Annotated in this window: 24 protein-coding genes; 5 read left to right on the top strand and 19 right to left on the bottom strand. The window is 46.0% G+C overall.

Features of this window, described 5'->3' with window-relative positions:
• Positions 1–63: 63 nt before the first annotated feature.
• The 3 genes from H6G14_RS27040 (at position 64) to holA (ending at position 3,223) form a co-directional block, all read left to right on the top strand.
• Positions 64–561, top strand: coding sequence for a hypothetical protein (locus tag H6G14_RS27040; protein WP_242053810.1), 498 nt, complete (start codon positions 64–66; stop codon positions 559–561).
• Positions 562–734: 173 nt separating this feature from the next.
• On the top strand, positions 735–1,919 hold the full coding sequence (locus tag H6G14_RS27035; protein WP_190571309.1) for an RNA-guided endonuclease InsQ/TnpB family protein: 1,185 nt from the start codon (positions 735–737) through the stop codon (positions 1,917–1,919).
• Between the two features lie 344 nt (positions 1,920–2,263).
• On the top strand, positions 2,264–3,223 hold the full coding sequence (holA, locus tag H6G14_RS27030) for a DNA polymerase III subunit delta (RefSeq protein WP_190571307.1): 960 nt from the start codon (positions 2,264–2,266) through the stop codon (positions 3,221–3,223).
• A gap of 38 nt (positions 3,224–3,261) precedes the next feature.
• Here holA and H6G14_RS27025 read toward each other — a convergent pair whose 3' ends face one another.
• Positions 3,262–4,449 carry an RNA-guided endonuclease InsQ/TnpB family protein gene (locus H6G14_RS27025; protein ID WP_190571304.1) on the bottom strand — a complete coding sequence of 396 codons (1,188 nt, stop codon included), beginning with the start codon at positions 4,447–4,449 and terminating at the stop codon, positions 3,262–3,264.
• 69 nt (positions 4,450–4,518) lie between these two features.
• Here H6G14_RS27025 and H6G14_RS27020 point away from each other — a divergent pair, with 69 nt between their 5' ends.
• Positions 4,519–5,394 (top strand): DNA polymerase III subunit delta', encoded by an 876-nt coding sequence (locus tag H6G14_RS27020; protein ID WP_190571302.1) that lies wholly within the window; start codon positions 4,519–4,521, stop codon positions 5,392–5,394.
• 78 nt (positions 5,395–5,472) lie between these two features.
• Positions 5,473–6,144 carry a hypothetical protein gene (locus tag H6G14_RS27015; protein ID WP_190571300.1) on the top strand — a complete coding sequence of 224 codons (672 nt, stop codon included), beginning with the start codon at positions 5,473–5,475 and terminating at the stop codon, positions 6,142–6,144.
• 393 nt (positions 6,145–6,537) lie between these two features.
• Here H6G14_RS27015 and H6G14_RS27010 read toward each other — a convergent pair whose 3' ends face one another.
• From H6G14_RS27010 to H6G14_RS26915, 18 genes are all read right to left on the bottom strand, one after another.
• The gene (locus H6G14_RS27010; protein WP_190571299.1) at positions 6,538–6,903 is read right to left on the bottom strand and encodes a hypothetical protein; all 366 of its coding nucleotides are present in this window, start codon (positions 6,901–6,903) and stop codon (positions 6,538–6,540) included.
• Positions 6,904–6,998: 95 nt separating this feature from the next.
• Positions 6,999–7,271, bottom strand: a complete 273-nt coding sequence (locus H6G14_RS27005; RefSeq protein WP_185569303.1) for a DUF302 domain-containing protein — start codon at positions 7,269–7,271, stop codon at positions 6,999–7,001.
• A 12-nt stretch (positions 7,272–7,283) separates the two neighbouring features.
• Positions 7,284–7,658: a hypothetical protein gene (locus tag H6G14_RS27000; protein ID WP_242053807.1), complete on the bottom strand. Its 375-nt coding sequence runs from the start codon at positions 7,656–7,658 to the stop codon at positions 7,284–7,286.
• A gap of 17 nt (positions 7,659–7,675) precedes the next feature.
• The gene (locus H6G14_RS26995; protein ID WP_190571297.1) at positions 7,676–7,963 is read right to left on the bottom strand and encodes a hypothetical protein; all 288 of its coding nucleotides are present in this window, start codon (positions 7,961–7,963) and stop codon (positions 7,676–7,678) included.
• A 143-nt stretch (positions 7,964–8,106) separates the two neighbouring features.
• Entirely contained in the window at positions 8,107–8,898 is a 792-nt protein-coding gene (locus H6G14_RS26990) for a CPBP family intramembrane glutamic endopeptidase (RefSeq protein ID WP_190571295.1), read from the bottom strand.
• Between the two features lie 28 nt (positions 8,899–8,926).
• A complete protein-coding gene (locus tag H6G14_RS26985) occupies positions 8,927–9,667 on the bottom strand; it encodes a CPBP family intramembrane glutamic endopeptidase (protein WP_190571292.1) in 741 nt (246 codons plus the stop codon).
• Positions 9,668–9,734: 67 nt separating this feature from the next.
• Positions 9,735–10,727 (bottom strand): CPBP family intramembrane glutamic endopeptidase, encoded by a 993-nt coding sequence (locus tag H6G14_RS26980; RefSeq protein ID WP_190571291.1) that lies wholly within the window; start codon positions 10,725–10,727, stop codon positions 9,735–9,737.
• Between the two features lie 82 nt (positions 10,728–10,809).
• A complete protein-coding gene (locus H6G14_RS26975) occupies positions 10,810–11,520 on the bottom strand; it encodes a TetR/AcrR family transcriptional regulator (RefSeq protein WP_199326303.1) in 711 nt (236 codons plus the stop codon).
• Between the two features lie 265 nt (positions 11,521–11,785).
• The gene (locus tag H6G14_RS26970) at positions 11,786–12,727 is read right to left on the bottom strand and encodes a DUF5996 family protein (RefSeq protein ID WP_190571289.1); all 942 of its coding nucleotides are present in this window, start codon (positions 12,725–12,727) and stop codon (positions 11,786–11,788) included.
• 70 nt (positions 12,728–12,797) lie between these two features.
• The gene (locus H6G14_RS26965; protein ID WP_338421223.1) at positions 12,798–13,043 is read right to left on the bottom strand and encodes a UBP-type zinc finger domain-containing protein; all 246 of its coding nucleotides are present in this window, start codon (positions 13,041–13,043) and stop codon (positions 12,798–12,800) included.
• Positions 13,024–13,467 (bottom strand): hypothetical protein, encoded by a 444-nt coding sequence (locus H6G14_RS33760; protein ID WP_242053805.1) that lies wholly within the window; start codon positions 13,465–13,467, stop codon positions 13,024–13,026. The genes H6G14_RS26965 and H6G14_RS33760 overlap by 20 nt, the downstream gene beginning before the upstream one ends.
• Entirely contained in the window at positions 13,445–15,001 is a 1,557-nt protein-coding gene (locus tag H6G14_RS26955; protein WP_190571287.1) for a GMC family oxidoreductase, read from the bottom strand. Before H6G14_RS26955 ends, H6G14_RS33760 begins: the two co-directional genes overlap by 23 nt.
• A 73-nt stretch (positions 15,002–15,074) precedes the next feature.
• A complete protein-coding gene (locus H6G14_RS26950; RefSeq protein WP_190571285.1) occupies positions 15,075–15,821 on the bottom strand; it encodes an alpha/beta fold hydrolase in 747 nt (248 codons plus the stop codon).
• A 331-nt stretch (positions 15,822–16,152) separates the two neighbouring features.
• A complete protein-coding gene (locus tag H6G14_RS26940) occupies positions 16,153–16,554 on the bottom strand; it encodes a cupin domain-containing protein (protein WP_242053802.1) in 402 nt (133 codons plus the stop codon).
• A 2-nt stretch (positions 16,555–16,556) separates the two neighbouring features.
• Complete coding sequence (locus H6G14_RS26935) at positions 16,557–16,754, bottom strand: AraC family transcriptional regulator (protein WP_242053796.1); 198 nt, start codon at positions 16,752–16,754, stop codon at positions 16,557–16,559.
• 166 nt (positions 16,755–16,920) lie between these two features.
• Entirely contained in the window at positions 16,921–17,586 is a 666-nt protein-coding gene (locus H6G14_RS26930; protein ID WP_190571283.1) for a hydrolase, read from the bottom strand.
• 436 nt (positions 17,587–18,022) lie between these two features.
• The gene (locus H6G14_RS26925) at positions 18,023–18,883 is read right to left on the bottom strand and encodes an alpha/beta fold hydrolase (RefSeq protein ID WP_011316795.1); all 861 of its coding nucleotides are present in this window, start codon (positions 18,881–18,883) and stop codon (positions 18,023–18,025) included.
• 442 nt (positions 18,884–19,325) lie between these two features.
• Positions 19,326–21,245, bottom strand: a complete 1,920-nt coding sequence (locus H6G14_RS26915) for an alpha/beta fold hydrolase (RefSeq protein WP_190571279.1) — start codon at positions 21,243–21,245, stop codon at positions 19,326–19,328.
• Between the last annotated feature and the right edge of the window lie 156 nt (positions 21,246–21,401).

Here is a 21,401-nt window from a genome sequence, read left to right as displayed (position 1 = left end):
AATTTTGAAGGCACTAAATATAAAGGTTTTTCAAATTCATACATTCTGATTTGTCTGTAACTAATGAAAAACAAATCCTCTTCTCGCAAGCCCAGGCTTAATAAAAAGCAAAGGGCTTGGGTAAACTCATTCCTTTCGTCTCATCCTAATGCCAGAGTTAGAACTATCTACGAATTGGATGGCGATCGCGTAGTTCAAATTGAGTGGTGGGAAAACACAAACCCAGTAATATTAGACCCAAAAACTTACATCCAAGGAATTATCAGCTACAACATGTGGGTTAAACTAAGAAAGTCTGGCGATCCCAGGAAAACAGCTGAGTTTTCTTATCGCATTACCCCACCAGAAAAACGAAGTGCATCATGGCACTTAACAGGTCAACTCTCTCTAGAACTCCCCCAATGTTACGAAGTTCCACAACCAAACAACCCAGTTATCATTAAACCAAAAAGGAGAAATACTAAAACCAAAAAACTTAAAAAATTTCTTCAATATACTCTTCCTTTATCAGAGACTAGTGTTCAAATTCATACTACAAATATAGAAAATTGGGAAAAATAAAACAAGCTAATTGCTGATAAAATATTAGGTAATCAACGGATTTACAATGAATCCTATCTAGCTATAGCTAAAAGTCTAAAATCAGGTAAAAAAGATTGTAGAATGAATGTGTTGATCCGTGTGCATAATAATAGCTATAGTTCTCGCGTAAACAAGTTTAAGCAAGTATAGCGATGTACGCTTTAAAAAGAGAGTTAAAACTAAATAACAACGAACGCTCTCTTATGCGTGGTATAGCAGGATTTAAGAGGTTTGTTTACAACTATGCTCTAGATTTAATCACAGCCAGTTGGGATTTTGAAGGCATAAAAGCTGGTGATTCAAAACGACTGGATACCATCAAAAAAGTATTTACTCAAATCACAATGAACAAGCCGGAGTACGCATGGATGAGAAAATATCCATCCACGGTGTATCAATCAGCTTTTCAAGATTTGAAAAATGCTTTTAGTCGCTGGCGCAAGGGATTGACGGGTTTCCCAGTCAAGAAAACCAAAAAGAAAGGAGACTCATTTACTGTTTATAAAACCTCTGGAGTTTACCTCGAAAAGGGTAAGCCAGCACTACCATTTACCAATAGAGTTGTGATTAATCGAGGAAAGAAAATTACCCTACCAGGAATTAAAACATTTCGATTAAAGGAGGCAATTGACTTTATTTGTAGTTCGCAAACATTCACCATTTCAAGAACTGCGGATAGATGGTTTGTATCATTCGTTCTGGATGCCGAAAAAATCCTACCAATTATTCACACCATAGAAAAGATTGGCGTAGATTTGGGAGTAAAGACTTTAGCAGTTTGTTCTGACGGCACAACTTATGCCATGCCAATTACCATAAAAAAAGCGAAAACCAAGCTGAGTAAATTGCAGTGGCGAAATCGTAATAAAGTCCTAGGAAACAAGAAACTCAACATCAAAGCCTCCAAGAACGCTCACAAGTTGTATAATAAGTCAGCTAAAATCTACGCTCGGATTGCCAATATTAGGCGAGATACGACACAAAAGATGACAACCGATTTAAGTCGTAAAGCATACATAATTCGTATTGAAGACTTAAATGTCCAAGGGATGATTGCTAACAGCAAGTTAGCTGCTGCTGTTAGCAACAACTGCTTTTATGAAATTCGTCGCCAATTAACTTATAAGCAGTCTTTCTACGGCACAAAAGTCGAATTAGTCGATAGATGGTATCCTAGTTCTAAAATGTGCTGTAAATGTCATCATATTCAACCAATGAATTTGTCCGAAAGGGTTTTTCATTGCAAAAGTTGTGGGCATATTCAATGTCGAGATGAAAACGCATCCATTAACCTTGAAAATGCCCCACCCAATAAAGTAAGGTTGGCTCAACCTTAACTCAACGCCTGTGGACAAGAAGTAGCCTTCTACCTTGGTCGAAGCAGGAAGAAAACACTAAGCCAATCAATAAGTTTGAGTAAGTTTAGATAAGTTTTTCGGAGCAGTGATAGAGTATCTTCAACAGTTAGATTCTTGGCGCAAATACTTGAGTAATAAACCAGTAGATCACCATATTGATAAAGACTCAATTCAAAATTTCGTACAACCAGTACAAACTTAAGTGAGGTATTTACTAGTCACTACATAATAAATACCAAGCAGAAAGATTTAATACTAACTCTTCTTTTTTTAACCACTGCTTATGACTAACGCATGATAATTAGATGTTTATCTAATCCATAATGCCAGTATACCTATACTACGGCGAAGATACCTATTCGCTCAATCAAAAAATAAACCATTTGGTGAATCAAAATGTTCATGCTGAATGGAAAGCTTTCAACTACATCAAGCTATCTGGAAATGAGAAAAATATTGCTACCAAGGTTTTTACTGAGGTTATGACGTTACCCTTTGGAGAGGGTAATAAAATTGTTCATACAGATAGCGATCATTTAATTGGAAGTTTATCAAATGAGGATAATAACCAAGAACTTGAAAATCAACTTTCTCGAATACCTGCAAGTAACATTCTTTTAATTACTAGTAACAAAAAGCCAGATTCCCGCAGAACAGTAGTGAAAACTATCTTAAAATATGCTCAACAAGAAGAGTTTCCTCTCGTTCCTTGTTGGGATAAAAAGGGGATAGTTAATTTGATAGGGAAGTATACAGCTATCCATCAAGTTAAACTTACACCGGATGTGACTGATTATTTGGTTGAAGCAATTGGTAATAACACTGCAAGAGCCGATAGCGAATTTGCTAAACTTGCTATTTATGCAAGTGAAAAAAATATTTCCGTTGAGGAGATAAAACAATTAGTTAGCAATCACAATACTGACTACCAAAAGCTTACTATGGCTATGTTAAGAAATCATTTAAACTTGGCAATAGCGCAGGTGGATAAACTACTAGATAGTAATGAACATCCACTCAGAATAGTAGCAACGCTTACGTCAATTTTTCGCACTTGGCTAATAACTAAAGCTGGCATAGAAGCTAAATTATCTGACATGAAGATTGCAGAAATAGCCGAATTGAAAAACCCTAAAAGATTGTATTACCTCAAAGATGAAATCAAGTTTATAGGCGTTAAGAAACTGAAAAACAGCCTTACCTTACTTTTACAACTCGAAACGGAACTCAAAAGTGGCACTAACAATTTAACTAGCCGAATTATCGAAATTTGCACGATTTGACATACTCACAGCCCTAAAAGTGCGGTGATTCCCAAGACTCACGACTTGAGTTTCTGTTTCCTTCCATGACTGGATTTTCGCAACTGCCCTTTAGACTTATGCCTAGCAGGTCTTACGTTCGCTCCACAGACTGTAACGGTGTGTCCCACCGCCAAAATATTTTTAGCTGCGTTGATGTCCCGGTCATGGTGCGTCCCACAGTTGGGACAGTCCCACTCTCGGATATTCAACGGCAGTTTTTCAACAACGTGACCACAATGTCCACAGCGTTTAGAGCTAGGAAACCATCGGTCAATTTTTACCAAGTTTCGACCATACCACTTGGCTTTATATTCCAGTTGCCTCACCAACTCCGACCATGCAGCATCGCTGATAGCACGGGCGAGTTTGGGATTTTTGACCATGTTCTTAACTATCAAGTCCTCAACCACTATCGTTTGGTTTTCACGAATCAGTCGAGTTGTCAGTTTGTGCAAATGGTCTTTTCTAGAATCAGAGATTTTGGCTTGAATCCGAGCGACTTTGAGTCTAGCTTTATCTCTGTTACGAGAACCTTTTTGTTTGCGACTCAAAGACTTTTGCGCTCTCCTCAGTTTTTGATAGTGCTTGTTAAACGCCTTGGGATTAGCAATCTTTTCACCCGTACTCAGGGTAACAAGAGAACTAACCCCAACATCCAGTCCTACAGCACTATCAACTGGTTGCATGATTTCATCAGCCGGATCGTTGATCGAGAGACTCACAAACCAGCGTCCAGAGGGTTCAAGTCTAACCGTGATAGTTGTGGGTTCACAATTTTTGGGAAGTTGTCTAGACCATTTAATTGGCAATGGGTCAGAACACTTTGCCAAGTAAACTTGTCCATCCTTCCACCTAAAAGCAGACTTAGTGAACTCTGCACTGCCACCACTACGCTTCTTTTTAAAGTTAGGGTATCTTGCCCTACCAGCAAAGAAGTTACTGAAAGCCGTTTGCAGATGCCTCAATCCTTGTTGCAGTGGTACACAGCTAACCTCATTTAAAAACTGGAGGTCATCAAGTTTTTTCCACTGCGTCAGCATTGCAGAGGTTTGAACGTAGTCTACTCGTTCTTGCCTAGAGTACCAAGCCTCGTTTCTCGCTGCCAATGCTCGGTTAAACACCAACCGTACACAACCAATTGTCCGGCGCAATATTTGTTCTTGCTCGGCAGTTGGGTAAAAACGGTAATGGTAGGCTTTTTCCATGCCTCACATTTTACCACATTCCATGTAAAGCCGTGCTTCTAGCATGGGGTAAGAGACCCAGGAGTTTTGATGAAAAACGACTTATTTACAGAAATCATCGGACAGCATACCGCCAAACTTCTACTAACTAAAGCAATTGAACATAATCAAATTGCTCCCGCATATCTATTTAGCAGCGAAGTTGAGGGAGTGGGCAAAGGAAAAACTGCTCTGGCATTTGCAAATGCAATACTCTCAAGAGGAAGTCGCTCCGCGAACGCAGGAGAATCTAAACATCTAGACATCTTACAAATCAAACCAACCTATACCGAAAACACCTCCCAGCAGAAAGGTGTACCTGCTATCCGAGTAGAACAAGTGCGCGAGGTAATTGAATTTTTTTCAACTAGTGCAGTCGAGGGCAAGCAAAAGGTAGTAATTATCCACGAAGCAGATATGCTTAACCCTACTGCCGCTAACAAACTTCTCAAGACGCTGGAAGAACCCAAAACTGGAACGTTCATTCTGATATCATCCTATCCTCAAAAGCTATTACCCACTATCAAGAGTAGGTGTCAAATCATACCTTTCCAAAGGTTAACTGATGAGGAGGTTATTTCTGTCCTTAAAGACCAACAAATTGAGGTAACAGAAAAAATACTAGCTATCAGTTCGGGCAGTCCTGGTCAAGCGATCGCCAATATTAAAATGTTAGCTTCCATCTCACAAGAAATCACAAGTCAACTGGAAGTACCTCCTGACGATATCCTCAAGGCACTCAGTTTGAGTAACTCCATCTCAAGCTGGAATCACCAGACGCAGTTATGGTTGCTTACCTATCTGCAATACAACTGGTGGCAGAAATTAAAAAGTACTAAGCTACTAGCTAAATTCACCCAAGCAAGACAGCAATTGCTGCATCACGTTACGCCCAGAAGCGTTTGGGATAGCCTACTTCTGCCATAACAAAACCCACTCATTATCAAAAAGCACTGCCAGTTAGAAGTATTTCTAGCTGGCAGTATTTGTTTACACATAAAAGATATGAACCAGCAACACAGTTTATTCGATGTCGAAGAAACCATCCGCAACAGTAAAAACCAAAAAACCAGCGAAATATTAAACCCTAGCACTAGAAAGATACTTCAGTTACTAACCAGCCAAGGGATTAACAAAGCTGTAACCGCCAGCCTACTCGATCTAGCAGGAGCAAGTCGTGAAATTGTTCAATACATCGCCGGGCCAATTGTCACTCACCAGAACGGCTGGCAACAGTCAGTTCCCACTTGGGTTTGGTGTGCGATCGCAGTTGATAGATTAGATGCAGCTTTACAAGAGATAGACAAGGGAGAAGTAGGTAAACTCGCCTCTAGTAGCGAAGTTGTTGCACTGATGATGCCAATTGCTTTTGAAGCGCCGCTATCATCCCAATGGACAGATGTTTACCTCTGGGCAAGTTATGATGCCCTTGTCAGACACAGACCTTTCAAGAATTTCAATTACGAAAACCTGTGGGAGAAGATTGGTACAACTCCGGTTTCGTATGACAAAATCCGATCTGATTATGAACCCCTGGCTGCTGATATTCGTTCTCGTGTAGTCAAACACGCGGCGAAAGAGGGATGGGGTAAGAAGTCTTCAAATAACAACAAACACCCTGTTACAGCAAATTCAACTGAAAGTAATACTAAGATGGAGCAATTGTCACTGTTTTAATAACTAATAAAGAGCGATATGAGCCGAATGGCACTAAGAAAAGCTCAAAGCATTACAGAATCAGGGCTACAGGTTGTGTTGCCCAAGTCCACAGTAATAGCATTAATTAATACATATAAGCGTGTTTGTGTGCATTAAATAAGTAGCAGAAAAGAAAGTGCCAGAAAGCAGAGATGTTCTAAAAAATTTTTGGAGGTAAAAAAAGCTTACTCGTTCATTAGATACTTTAATTGAAACGAGCAAGCCAAAACCAAAATTACTACTACTGTGACATTAAGAGTACAAATCGAATGGCACTAAGAAAAGCCCAAAGGCTTGTTTAGTCTCGTTCCCAGTCTTAAGACTGGAAACCAGTCAGGGCAGGGGCTGTGTCTTAACGAGCGTGCCATTCATTCAACTTTTTCTACAAGCTTGCTTCATCAAGATACGGTTGTTTTTATACACCTCTAAAGTTCCAGACTGCGGGTTATCCAACGTGCCATCCCATACCCAATATTGATAAATTCCATTCCGAAACTTATACACTCGAACACCTTCTGTTGCTTGGCTAGTTCCTTTATTCAAACTTAAATTACCGTTGGCACTGGTTGCGCGATAAAGCAGTTCACCGTTCGTATAATTCTGCCAAATATTGATGTTGTACCCACCCTGGCATTTTGTACTCAGGATGATGCCAGCAGTAGAATCAGCAGAAGCTCTTAAGGAAAAATTAGCTAAGATACTGATTGGCAGAGCCAGGAAGAACGCAAATATTTTCATGAGTGTTGTAAAATTAATGAGTTTGACATTACTCGATTGCTACTACAATGCTGTTTCAAAAACGCCAAGGTGCGATCGCGTGCTAATTCTGCAACTTATTTGTGATCGACGGAACTAAGTGCTTCATTGATTAAAGGTGCAATGATAGCGATATTTTTCACCAACTCATCCGAGAGAGAAAATCGCTGTTTTAAGTAATTAGGATCGTTGTAACTCACCCACACCTTGCCGTCAGTCGCTTCATGAGCCAGTACTTTCAGGGGTAAATCCAGGGCGATCGTTGGTTCTGCCACCATGAGGGAAGAGGCAGAGCCTCCCAGAATGGGTTCCCAGCCTGGGCAAGGGCTGTGTCTTAACGAGCGTGCCATTCGATTTAGACACTAATGTTCAGAATTCACTTGCCTTATAATCACAATGTTTTCAGCATATAGTAAAATACCTATTAGCCACGGAAGCACCTGTAAAATGGCTTCCATTGTCCAGTTCTGACTTTGAACCTGCCAAATCATCCAAATAATAATGAATCCAATCACCAACGAGGATAGGATGATCGATGAATTGCGGCGGCGATAGAAGCGGATTGTCCTCTCCCGCAAAAATGGCTCGAAAATACAAGTGATGTAGGACGCTCCTGCACTGATCAACAAGCTGGTTTGAAGACCCGAAGGCAGGTTTGGGTATCCAAACGCGATCGCCGTCAGGCAAACTCCGAGCGCCAGATACAGGAAAGTAAACAAGGTAGATCGTTGCATCATTTCTTCTCCGGTGAAGCTTATTCTCGGTACCAAACACGCACACATTGAAAGCAATTGATTGCAAGACCCTGACTGATCATCACTGGGTGGAAAGCATTACTGGTCGTCACTCCGTAGACATCATCACCTGTGCCTTCAATCCGATCGGGTAAAACAACAGTTTCAACATTGATTACCTGTATCGTTGTATTTTCGATCCATTGATTGACCTCACTTACAACCTCAGAGAAGGATTCATACTCGGAAGCTCCGCCGAAGGGCCCCCGCTCAGTAATCCGAGGCGCGAAATCTTTGTACTGAATCATTTGATTTACTACCTTAAAACTGTAGAGTTGAGCATCAATTCAAGTAGTGGGCATCGCCCACCATTTTCAAAACCTTTTTCTTTAAAACCTTTCACAGCAAGACTTTGTGGGCAGTGATAGCCCTATGAGATCTATTCCAAAACCTAAGCCAACCTTGCCAGCAAACCGCTAAGAACAAAGGTAAAAGCATGAACGCTGATATGAGCTAACATTGCAGCCTCTAGCGAATATTGCCAAAAGAGCCAGCCAAACGCGATTCCCACAATCCCATTCAGTAACAACGCCCGAATAATCACAACTGGAGTGAGGGGAACGATCGCGGCAGTCGCTGGCAGGTGTAGTAGTCCAAATACTAACGCGGCTAGAACGATCGCACCCTGGTAAATCCCTTGACTTGGCAACGTAACGCCTTGTTTTAGCCCTTTCCACGCGATCCAAACAAGCAGCGACATTAAACCCCAACGCATCAAAATTTCCTCAGTGATGCCGCCATAGAACATTGCTGTGAGCAAATTCAACCCACTTGGCTCTGGATTATTGGCTGCCCGTAGCGCTTCAGGTAGAGCAGGTTGCATCAACCGATCGAGCAACAGGAGAACGATCGCCGCCGCTGCACCCACACCCAAACTCCACTTTATCTCGATAGCAAAAGATGGAGACTTAGTGGTATGAAACACCCAATGATCAATCAAATGGGAGTTTAATCCAACCCGATAGGCACAACCAATGCCGACCAGAATGCTGATTGCCAGTAGAGCTGTAAGCTGTAGTCCTTGCAGAAGCATTAAAGTCCACAATGGAGGTACTTTTTCCAGTCTTTCTGGAGACAGTTTTGCTAACTGTTGCTCGACCATAGGAATAGACGTGATCGTAACCATCGCAATTCCCACACTGCCCAGTACAAATAAAATCCCGAATTGTTTCAGAATTACCATTGGTTTAATCTCCAGATGATCTGTCCTATTAGCCCGTGCTGGTGAACACCACCATCAGCAGGAACGAGGGCAGGTTGAAAACGAAGTGGACGACGAGACCCGGCCAGATCGATCCACTTCGACGGAAGACCTCGGCGGTGGCAAGACCAGCCACCACAGCAGCGGGAAAGATGTTGTTGATCCCATGCATGAGAGCGAAGATCACAGTGCTGCCCACGACCCCAGCGAACGGGCCGTAGCGCAGCAGCGCGTTGGTGACGATGCCTCGGTAGAGCAGTTCCTCACCAAGGGGTGAGAAGACGGCAATGAACACCGTGCTCAAAACCAGAGACAGTAACCCGCCGCGAGCGCCATCTCCGTAAACATCCTGGACATTGTTCGTGTCCCCAGTGATCTGAACCCAGGCTAGGATCGCCAGACTCTTGAGCACGAAGGCAACCACTCCGACTCCGACCCCGATCAGGAGCCAGCGAACAGAGGTGCGGCGTACACCGAAGGTGCTCAGGGAACGAATCCGCAGCCGCGCAGCCACCGCGAACGCGATCAGCGTGGCGACACCAGTCCATGCAGTTAAGATCAGGCCGTAGACCACGGGGTCAAGACTGAGTTGCTTGAACAGCGAGATGCCTCCGAACCCTACAATTAAATAGACAACGAGTCCGACGATAATCTCGGGCCAGCCCGGACGGGAGGTCTTGCTAGACCGAGCCGAGGACGCGGAAGGGGGCTTTCCCGACTCCTGTAGGTGATTTGAAGAAACACGAGGCATGATCATTGACTCCTTTTATCGGGTTGCTGACTTCAGTTGCTGATGGGTTTGGGATTTGCCGGGGTCATCAACGACCCTTCTGGTGGCTCTGGGAAACGGAAGGGGGCGACTCCTGCTTGAACACCTTGTAGGCGATCGCCAGAAACACGGGTACGACAACCAGCATCGATAGCGCCGTGTAGGTCGCGTGGAACTTGCTGATTGTGAACAGAGTCGGTGCGTTCACGGCGCTTCCGGCTACGCCGCTTCCGGCTACGCTCACCAGGAGATTGCCGCCGATGTTGTTCGCGAAGTGTACGCCGATGGCGAGTTCGGTGGTGCCGTCAATCAACGAAACCACGGTCCACACCAGACCCGGAACGAGGAAGTAGTTGAAGAATACCGTGAGCCAACCGCCCGCACTTGCCTCCGGGTTGAGCAGGTGCGATAGGGCGAAGATCACGGCTGGTACCAGCGCCAGAAAGACGCGGTTAGACCAAACAATACTCGCGCCCTGCACGATGTACCCACGAAAGAAAAGCTCCTCTGTGGTGGTCTGGATCGCAACGACAATCAGTGCGATCGGCACGAAGAGCGCGAACGTTGTGAGGTCAAAGTTAAAAGAGAAGGTATCGGGATACAAGAAGTACTGACCCAGCCCAGCGATCAGCCAGAATGGCACGAACCACGCCACAAACCCATGACCGACACGCCGCCAGCTAATCTTTTCCCGCGCTGTGACCAGCGTCCGGGGATGACGCTGGTGAATGAGGGTGACGGCGATCAGGATTCCCGCGAGGAAGAACAGAAAACTCGCCCTGAACGCAACGAAGCCCCCCACGAGGCCGAGCGCAGCGTAATCCAGCCGATTGACCGCCGCAAGCGCCTCCTGACCGCCGAGCAGGAACGCGATGCGGGGGGTGGCGATGCCGCCGACCACCAGCCCCACAAAGAAGATGACTACTAATCCCAGAACATACCGCCACCACCGATACTTCCCCCACCCGGCAGCCTCCACGTAAGTCGTGTCTTTCACTTCCGTTCCGATTTTCTGATGTCCTGTGATTGCTTTGATCCTCATCTTCGTCTCCTTTGCTCGTGCGTGTATGTATTGCTCGAATCGGGCTGCTCGAATTGGGCTGTAGTTGCCGTTGCGATTGTTTTTAGGGATCAACGGGATCACCGACGGCTCCGCCAGTGGCTACGCGCACAGCTTGGGCTATATGCCTGATGGGGTTGCCGATGGAGGCAGGATCGGCTCCCGACATGAGGGCGGTGCTGACATCTTCGCTAATGACGCGCAAAACTGCGGTGGTGACAGCCGCGTGCAACCGCACCTCAATATCATCAGATGGGCGGCGCAGGCGATCCGCGATGATCTCGACCAGTTCTCGCTCAATTCGATCGTGGGTCATTAGCCAGGCGGCGCGAAGATCCGGCTCTTTTTCAGCCAGCACGGTCATCTTGATGACAGCCTCGTCGTAGGCTTGCTGCTCGACATCTTTGGTTCGGTTCGTTGCCCATTCAAGGAGGTGATCTTCAAGAGAGACTTCCCGAGGCCAGCGGCGCAGCACCGCCACACACTCCTCGACATCCTGCGCCAAGACCGGCTCAGCACAGCTTTCCTTGTTGCGGAAGTACCGCCAGAGGGTTCGCACCGAGATTCCAACCGCGCTTGCGATTTGTTCGCCGCTCGTGGCAGCAACACCGTGTTCCCAGAACAAACGCGCTGCCTCCCGCGAAATCTCCAGACGTACCCGCTGTTGCCGTTGTGCATTCATCCCCCCTGATTTGCGATCGCCTGATTTGTGATTGCTCATCGCGTTGCTGTCACCATCACTCGCCATAGCCGTCTTTCGTGCCATATTTGTCATTTAATGACATTTTGTCACTAAATGACATACCTCGCAAGAGATAGCTTTTGCAAATGATTTACACCGCGCTGCTGATTTCGGACTTGACCCCAGTTTTGATTACGAAAGCTCCTTGTTTGCTTACCGCGTTGTATAACTGCTGTTTGCAAATCGGTTGTCCGGTTATCCACTATCCATTCAGTATCTCTAAGTGGCAGCAGATCGCCTCAAACTTTGTATCAAGGTCGCTAGTCTATCCGCTTCAGCAATTTGCAATTTGTTAGCCTTACACGGTTGGGGAACGCTCCAGGACTACTCGATCCCAATGTCCTAAGTTGGCTGCTGCTTCATAGGTGCTTTGGAAAAAGGCAAGGAGCATTGCATCTGGATCGTCAGCTTGTCTCACGGCTTCATAGGGTAGGATAAACTCTTGCATTTGTGAGCTGTAAAAAGCTTCTCTGGGTTGGATTGGGTAATCTCGAAACCCTTCCGGCGCAGGATAAGCGTAAGCGTAAAAAACAGGCTCCACCACTGACCCACCCCCTGGCCAAAAACCACAGCTACTGACTTCGTGTGAATAGGCTTCGCGCGTGACCCAATCTGCCATATTCGGAACTCCCCCTGGGTGTTCTGGCGCACGACGACCAGAGAAACGAGTCACAGCGAGATCAAAGCTGCCCCAAAAGAAATGTACAGGGCTGGATTTACCAATAAACTGGGAACGGAATAAGGTCATGACCCGATCGACTTGCACAAGAATTCGCCAGAACCGTTGTGCATATTCCGGATCATAAGCTGCGTGTTGATAGTCCTGATCGAACGGGATTGGTTCTGACACTTCTTGCGGCATCGTCCAGATTTGGACTTCGATGCCGATGTCGCTCAATGTAGTTAGCACCATTTGGTAAAAATCTGCCACAGAGCGAGGAGCCAGTGCAATTCTTTTAGCGATGCCGTCGCTAGTGTCGATTTGTAGTTGATGGTCGAGAAAATCAAAGCTAATTTGAAAGTTACGAGTTCCGCAAGGGATTGAAGCAGTTGTTAGTCCACGCGGTGTGACATAAAGAGTAGATTGCCACCAGTGATTAAGTTTAGGTGCCAGTGCCAACCGGATTTTACCGATGACTTGCGTCCATAAATGGAGAGTTGCATAGGTATCCTGCCAAGCTGCTAAGGGCAAACTGGGCCAAACGCTGTCAATGGAAGTACTTTGATTAGAAACAGCCATGAAAATCACCCACATGAGGAAAATATGTTGAAGAAATGAGAAGGAAATCTAGATGAAATCAGAATCGCTATCAATAGTCTTTTCCCTGTTCATCTGCAAAACACCATAACCACTGCTCCCCCAATTCAGCCGAACTAACTACTGCATGATTGGTTGCTTCATAATGACGACGAGCGTGTTGATGCTTAGAAGAATCGCAGCACAGCATTTTGCCACAGGTTTGGCAAATCCGCAGGTGTACCCAGCGGCTATTTATTTTAATGCACTCTTCACAACGAAATACGGGATAGGCTGCTTTAGAAATCAGGTTTTCCACAGTTAGATTGTTGAGATGTTCGCAAGTCATAGTTTTTTGGTATCCCTGGTAGAAGACAACGGTGAACAGAATGATTGAGGCTGATGTGAAACCGGAAATTAAGGTGTTCTACTGGATGCTTTAACGGAGCGAGGGCAGTGTCTTCTGTACAGTAGAGGTAACTTTTAGGAATCGATAGCGAGTAAAACTGCTTCAAGTCCAGCTTATCAATCATTGATTGATACGCTTGGGGCGATAATTGTGCGTAACTGGATTGAGCCAGTTCGAGGTCAGCATCGTTGAGAAATGCTTCTCGCCACATCTCAAACGGCATCACCATCGTATGATCGTCCGATTCTCTAGCTAGGGAGTCAAATAACGCTTGATAATGCGGCGGAAGGCTATCTCTGAGGCTTTCACCATCATTGAGGCAATTTTGTTCCAACTTTTATCAAATCGGCAGCCTTTTCTCCAATCATAATTGCTGGTGCATTTGTGTTTCCTGTGATCATAGTTGGCATAATCGATGCATCAACAACTCGTAACCCTTCAATCCCCCGTACCTTGAGTTGAGGATCGACAACCGCCATTTGATCAATACCCATTTTGCACGTCCCAACAGGATGCCACGCTGTACCGCACGTTTGCCGAATATAATCTTCGATTGCTTTGTCGCTATGCACAGAACTCCCTGGAGCAATTTCCTCGCCCCGGAACTCATTAAACGCATCGGAGTACACAATTTGACGCAAAATTTTAAGTCCTTCAACCATCAGTTGCATATCAGATTCTTTCTGAAGATAGTTGACCTGAATTAACGGTTGGTCGAAGGGGGAGGAGGAACGTAGTCTTACGCTACCACGACTTTCAGGACGGGTGATGTAAAAGGAAAAGGTGAATCCCGGACCTTCACGTGCATAGGCAGGATCGACATATAAAATTGGAACAATTGTAAATTGCAAATTAGGCGCTGCATCTAAATCATTGTTGGTATGCAGAAATAACCCAGCCTCTCCCCCATTACTACTTGGCGCAAGGGGCACGTCCTGAGTAGACTGGTAGGCAATAACAGCAAGTGGGTGATCTTGAAGATTCTGCCCGACACCCGGCAAATCAACAACTACAGGAATGCCGGAAGCTCGCAGATGTTCTGCTGGTCCAATTCCAGAAAGCATGAGCAGTTTAGGAGAATCGAAGGCACCAGCACTCAAAATCACCTCGGAGTTGACCCTGATTTGATACTCCGTTCCGTTTTGAACATACACTACCCCTACTGCACGCTTTCCCTCAAAGAGTAAACGAGTCACCAATGCTCCTGTTTGAATGGTCAAGTTGGGGCGATCTTTAATCGGACGCAGAAATGCCACTGCTGTACTTTGGCGCTTGCCATCTTTCACGGTCACTTGGTAAAGTCCTGCACCTTCCTGCTGTACGCCATTAAAGTCGGGATTTTGCTCATAGCCCTGTGCGATCGCGGCTTCTACAAAGCGTTGCGACACTTTTGCAGGAGAGAGTGGATCTGTGATGCTAAGTGGTCCATCAACCCCGTGAAATAACGATGCTCCCCGCTGCTGGTTTTCCGATTTCTTGAAGTAAGGCAAGACATCCTGATAACTCCAACCAATATTACCTAACGCTTGCCAGCTATTGTAGTCACGTTCATTGCCTCGTATATAAATCATGCCATTAATCGAACTGCTGCCGCCCAAGACTTTACCGCGTGAAGATAAAATTTTGCGGTTATTTAAGTAAGGTTCCCCTTCAGTTAAGTATGCCCAGTCCACTTCCGAGCCTAAGAGTGTAGTAGGCCACAATGAGGGAACTTGAAGTTCTGGCTTGGTATCAGGATCACCCGCTTCGAGCAGCAATACTTTAGTATTAGGGTCTTCTGTAAGACGGTTGGCAACAACGCAGCCTGCTGAACCGGCGCCAATCACAATATAATCAAAAGCAGCACTGTGATGGTATGTAGTTGTCATGATTTCTCCTTTTCAGGTCATTGTTTGTTGAATGACGGCGACATTAGTGGGTTGGCGATCGCAAATTCTGCTGCTAGTCGCGCCCTGCCACAATCATCTTTTCTGCCAAACCAACCGGGTTAGAAAACATGACCTCGTGACTACCGGGCATTTGCACGAACCGAAATAGCCCCAAGCGGCTAGACATTCTGGGATGCCAACCCCAATCGCCTTGAGGAAGGACGTTGTCTTCGGTACAGTAGAGGTAGCTTTTGGGGATGGGCAGCGAGTAAAACTGCTTCAGGTCTAACTTGTCAAGCCACGGTTGATACGGTTGGGGCGATAATTGTGCGTAACTGGATCGAGCTAGTTCGAGGTCAGCGTCGTTGATAAACGCTTCTCGCCAAATCTCAAAAGGTAGCATCACCGTATGATCGCCCGATTGTCTCGCTAGCTGATCGGATAACGCTTGAGAGTGCGGTGGGGTGTTATCGTTGAGGCTTTCACCATCATTGAGGACAAAGGCATTGAAGAAGATGAGTCGTCGAATGCGTTGCCTTTGGCCGGCGAAGCCATCGCTGATTGCTTCAGCAACTTTGGCAATAATTGTCCCACCGAAACTATGTCCGACTAGAACGATATCGTTTAAGTCTTTACTCACAATGTAATCGACGATTGATTGCGTGCATTGAGCATGGTTGACGTTTTTGTTCACGCCTTTGCCATGTCCAGCGATCGTGGGCGCAAAAGCATGATGTCCCTTTGCTTCTAGTTGATCAATGACTGCCTGCCAAGCAGAACCATCATGCCAGGAGCCATGAACTAAGACAAAAGTTGACATAGAATCCCTCCTTGTAGATGTGATCTGAAAATCAAGCTCGTCTGTTCTCTCTTGAAATGGGTCAGTTCGCTGTGTATCCGCCATCGATCACTAAGGATTGTCCAGTGATGTAGCCGGATGCGTTTATACCTCGTCTATAGCGCGGTTGCAGCACAATCGATGAGCTTGGCAACAGCATCTGCATAGGCAACCATCACAACATGGGACGCGCCATTCACTACAGCAATACTCATGATGGCTCCTAGAGAGTTTCAATGAACATTGACTGAAAACGATGGCTGGGTTTCCTAAGATCGTGATCAATCATCCCTAGCAGTGAGATTTGCATGAATCAGACTGGTGCATAAATCGTTTCGTCTTCTTTGCGCCAAGCTGGATCAACTAGACAAACGAAAACAATGGGTTTGTTGCCGTAGTTGTGAAGGAACTGGATTGCATTTGGAGGAATATAAACCGCATCGCCTGGTTCAATGCGACGAACTTCACTGTCGATCGACATTTCGCCAACACCGCTAATGATGTAATAAACCTCAGAAGTTTTTAGGGAATGGGGAATCGAAGTTTTGCCAACAGGCAAGATAGCATACGCCAAGCTGTAACGCAAGTTGATGTCTTGTTTGTCAGGATGAAGCAGTTCGCGCAGAACAGTTCCATCTCCAGCGATAATTTCTTCACAGTCGTTTAGTTTTTGGATCAGCATAAGTTTCGGCTTGCAATTACACAATCGGAGCAAGTTCAGAATCTGTGAATTTTGGACGAGAAATTTGCCTGTTCCACGCGCCGTTGAATCACATACTGATGGGGCGAAATCCCCATTGTTCGCTTAAACAAACTTGCAAAGTAAGTCGGGCTGATGTTAACTACACTTGCTAGTTCGGCTAAGGATAAATCACAATTCAGATGAGCATGAATGTAATCGATCGCCTGCTGCAATTAGCTGTAAGTTAAGCTTCTATTCTCAGGCATGATAATTTGTACGACCTCAGAATAGTGGCGCAACAGATGAATCAATAACGCTTGAGACGGAGACAGCATTTTATCTTTTTCAAAATGCTGCCTCCTATTTTACTTGTTGCTTCCGTAGAGAAAACCTCAAGTATTAATGTCCACCTGAGTTCGCTGGAGGGGTTGTTGCAAGGAGCTGAAGTTCCCATGCAAGGGCCACTGCACTAGCACCGCCATGCTCAAGAAGAATCTCTGATACACCCGCAGATGTTTCTGTGCGAGCCCAGTCACGTTGCCATTCAGCAAGTACAGCCATCCAGTTGATTGGAACTGCACCAGCCTGAACCATTCGGCGAACCGCCATGTCATGAGCTTCCGCACTAACACCGCCCGAAGCATCGGTAACGATGAATACTTCATAACCTTCACCCAGCGCCTGGATTGCTGGCATTGCGAGACATATCTCGGTCCAAAGCGCAGCAAGTATAAGTTGCTTGCGGCCGCTTTTCTTCACTACATCTGTAACGTTTGGATCTTCCCAAGTATTGATGAAAGTGCGGTTGATCGGTTTTTGATCGGGAAAAACATCCTGTAGTCCCTTGATGATGTAACCCCCTCTCTCTTCAATGACTGTGGTCAGGATTGTGGGTACGTTAAACACTTTTGCCGATTTAGCAAGACCAATCACATTGTTAATGATCATCGTGGGTTCATGGCTGTTCAAGTTGGTGAACTGATAAGGCTGGTGGTCAATCAGTACCAGGATGCTATCTTCTGGACGAAGCAGTCCTTCTAAGCCGATTTTTGGATTTTTAGACATCGCTATAAGTCTCCATTCAAGTTGACTTTTTAGACACGCCCTAGTGGCGTGGCAAGGCTAAAATAGTGCAAAAATAAGTTATTGTCGTGTGGGCATCTTGCCAGCAGATGACGGGCTAGTAGTTCACCAACCCAAAATTGCTAGGCTAGGGCAAGCAGGGGGAGAAAGAGATTTTTTTTGCTGCTATTAACCTTGCAAAGTTTTCTTGCCAGACTACTAGAAGCCCATCCCACAAGAGAGTTTTAATGCAACATTTAAGGCTTGCCACGCCACTAGCGTGTGATACCATTTCACTAAGATTTTGATACAGACCCAAATCCAGAAACCTTTACAAAAGATAGGTTTCTTAATTTTGAATTTTGAATTGGTATGAGTCTGAATCAAAGGGGTGAATCACACAGTTTTTTCACAAGCCAGAAATTCAGCAGGTCACTGATTATTCCTGCTGAAGAAAGTCCAGTAACAAGGGATTGATCTGATCGGCGTGAGTCCAGTTGATGGCGTGCGGCCCGCCAGGGATGACAACAAGTTGACTGTTTTTAATCAGCTTTGGAAGTCTTGCTGCGGTGGACTCCAGTGGCAAAATGCGATCGCTATCTCCATGAATAATCAGAGTTGGTACATCAATGCGGGGCAAATCGTCGCGGAAATCGGTGAGCCAAGAGGGTACACAGTCCAAAGTCCCTTTAGCAGAAGCTCCTACTGCTACATTCCAACTGGCTTGAATTGCTTCATTGCTGATGCGTTGGCGAAGCCTCTCGGAACGAGAATCGCCAAGCAATACATCAACATTGAAAAACTCTTTGAAAAAGGCAGAGAAATAAGCTGGACGATCGTCAACAATCGCTTTCATAATGCCATCGAAAACGCTTTGATCAACACCCTCTGGATTGTCGTCTGTCTTTAACAGAAACGGTGGAACGGGAGCTATCAGCACGGCTTTCTGCACCCGCTCTGAGCCGTATTTGCCAAGATAACGTGTGACTTCACCCGTTCCCATTGAGAAACCGACCAGCACGGTATTTTGCAAGTCAAGCTTGGTCATGAGTGTATTCAAATCGGCGGCGAAGGTATCGTAGTCATAGCCAGATGAGGGCTGACTGGAGTTGCCAAATCCTCGGCGATCGTAGGTAATTACTCGATATCCTGCATTCAGTAAAACTAAAACCTGCTTCTCCCAGGAATGTCCGTTCAATGGAAATCCATGAATCAGAACAATCGGTTGTCCTGTCCCAAGATCTTCGTAGTAGAGATCGATGGTTGCAGAGTTTTCTTGACCAACGGTAATGTAAGGCATGAGAGGTTTCTCCATTGTAAATTGATGATGTGTTTTTGTCTGTTGCATCACAATCACCGTCTTAACAATGCTGCGTTAAGCAGCAGACTTCAGATAGGGCAAGCATCCATTGCCTACCATCGCTTCAGAACAACGAGAATCCTTCATTGTTGCCCGAGCGCGATCGCCGCGTTTGCCACCTCTAAGATTGCTTTATTTTTGGCTGACATTTGAATCTCTCCTCTGTTCAATTGGATGCTTTAAGCGATAACTTCGTTAAGCTTTCCTTCTCTACGAGAGGCTGCGCCAACGGAACGCTGCGCGTAGCTTTCTTCCCCGTAGGGGTACGCTAACGCTGTTGCTCTACCAATTCCCAATGTTTCTCCTATTCCAATCAATATTGACCTTCAGCACACAATCAAACTCCGATCCGTTTAGCAATTATTAACGCTGTAAAGCTGGTCTAATCTTCTGTAAACTTCAGCACAATTTTGCCCCGTGTTCCTCCCTGCTCTAGACGCTGATGTGCCAGAACGACCTGATCCCAAGAAAATACTGAATCAATCACTGGACGAAGCTGATGACGCTCGATGAGTTTTGTCAAAGCCTCTAATTTTGCTCGGTACTGGGGTGAAAAAACAAAATGAATCGTCAGATTCTTACCCCATGCTTCAAGAAGCGATTGCGGTATTGCAATGTCTACAATGCTTGTAAGCCTACCAAAGGGACGAATGATTTCTAAACTACGCTGAATTGTTTCTTTGCCGATCGTATCTAGAACTAAATCCACACCCAGTCCATTTGTTTCTTGACGAATGACTTCTACGTAATCTTCATTTTTGTAATCAATCACTCGATCTGCGCCCAGTTCTGTCACGAAATCTCGGTTTCTAGAACTACACGTCGCAAAAACGTATGCCCCTATCGCTTTGGCGAGTTGAACTGCGATCGAACCCACTCCACCCGCACCCGCATGGATGAGAACTGTTTCACCAACTTGTAGATTGCCCCTAGTCACTAGACAATCCCAAGCAGTTCCGCCTGCAAGCGGAAAAGAAGCTGCTTCAATGTGCGATAGATTTGCAGGCTTCAATGCAACAATCGCTGCATCAGCCACATGATACTGAGCGTAGCTACCAAATTCTCCAAAAATTTGCGGCGAGTAATATACGTTGTCTCCCACCTTGAAATCAGTCACAGCTTCGCCAATTGCCTCAATCACCCCTGAAACATCGACTCCAAGGATGGCAGGTAGTTGAACCAGTTCCTTGTAATCACCACGACGAGTTTGGTAATCGACAGGGTTAATCGAGGTTGCACAAACTCTGACTAACACCTGATTCGCCTTCAGTGTTGGTATGGGAACAGTTTGAATCTCAAACTTTTCAGCATCACCAAACGCAGTTAATACGGCTGCTTTCATAGATTCCATCTGTGCCAACTCTCCTTGATTTAGAATAAACAGTGACGGAATTTTGATACCACTCAGCTTAGGTAAGTTCTCCCTTTCAAGACGCAGCGTGGAACCGATCGTGCTGTCGAGGAACGCGCGGATCAACGTTGCTACCTCCTCCGCATGGGTCTCCAACGCGAAATGTCCGGCATCTAGCAGATGAATCTCTGCATCCGGGAGATCTCGCTGATAAGCGGCAGCACCAGCGGGCAGAAACGCCGGATCATGACGACCCCAGACGGCGAGAAGCGGCGGACGGTACTCACGAAAGTAGGACTGGAAGGCTGGATAGAGCGCGACGTTGCTGCGGTAATCGAGGATCAGATCGAGCTGGATCTCCTCCGCGCCCGCTCGCCCCATGTAGGCGATGTCGAGTTCGTAGCCGTCGGGCGACAAAAGGTTTGGATCGGCTCCGATACCGTACTGCCAATTCCGGATTGTGTCTGGCGTGAGCGAGGAGCGGCAGGCTTCCCGATTCGCTGCGCTCGGTTCGCGCCAATAGGTCTCCCACGATCCCCATTCATCACTGAAACCTTCAAGGTAGGCGTTGCCGTTCTGCGAGATAATCGCAGATATCCGTTCAGGATGGCGCATTGCCAGACGCAGACCTATTGGCGCACCGTAGTCGAAGATGTAGAGTACGTATTGATCGAGCGACAAAGCATCGACGAAGCCCTCGATTACGTCGGCAAGGTGGTCGAACGTATAGTCGAACATCCCGCGTGGCGGTGCCTTAGTCTGTCCGAAACCAGGCAGATCCGGCGCGACGAGCCGAAAGCGATCGGCAAGCAGAGGGATCAGGTTGCGGAACATGTGGCTAGCGGTCGGAAAGCCGTGCAACAGCAGTATCACTGGCGCATTGCTTGACCCCGCCTCGCGGTAGAACACTTCGACATCGCCGACCTGTCGAAACCCGTAGCGTATTTTCATCGTACAATTCTCTTTTTTGATTTTCTTCCGACTGAACTTCGACACTCAGATTTGGAATCTTGGACACCTTTCGCATACCCTACGATCGCCGCTCCTAAACCGCGAGAACCGCCCGTTACCAGTGCAACTTTGCCTGCAAGTGTTGTCATCTCGCAC

Source organism: Nostoc parmelioides FACHB-3921 (assembly GCF_014696625.1).
In the GTDB taxonomy this organism is placed as follows: Bacteria; Cyanobacteriota; Cyanobacteriia; order Cyanobacteriales; family Nostocaceae; genus Trichormus; species Trichormus parmelioides.
Note: the sequence above shows the minus strand (reverse complement) of the source record. Positions and strands in the feature narration are given on the sequence as shown.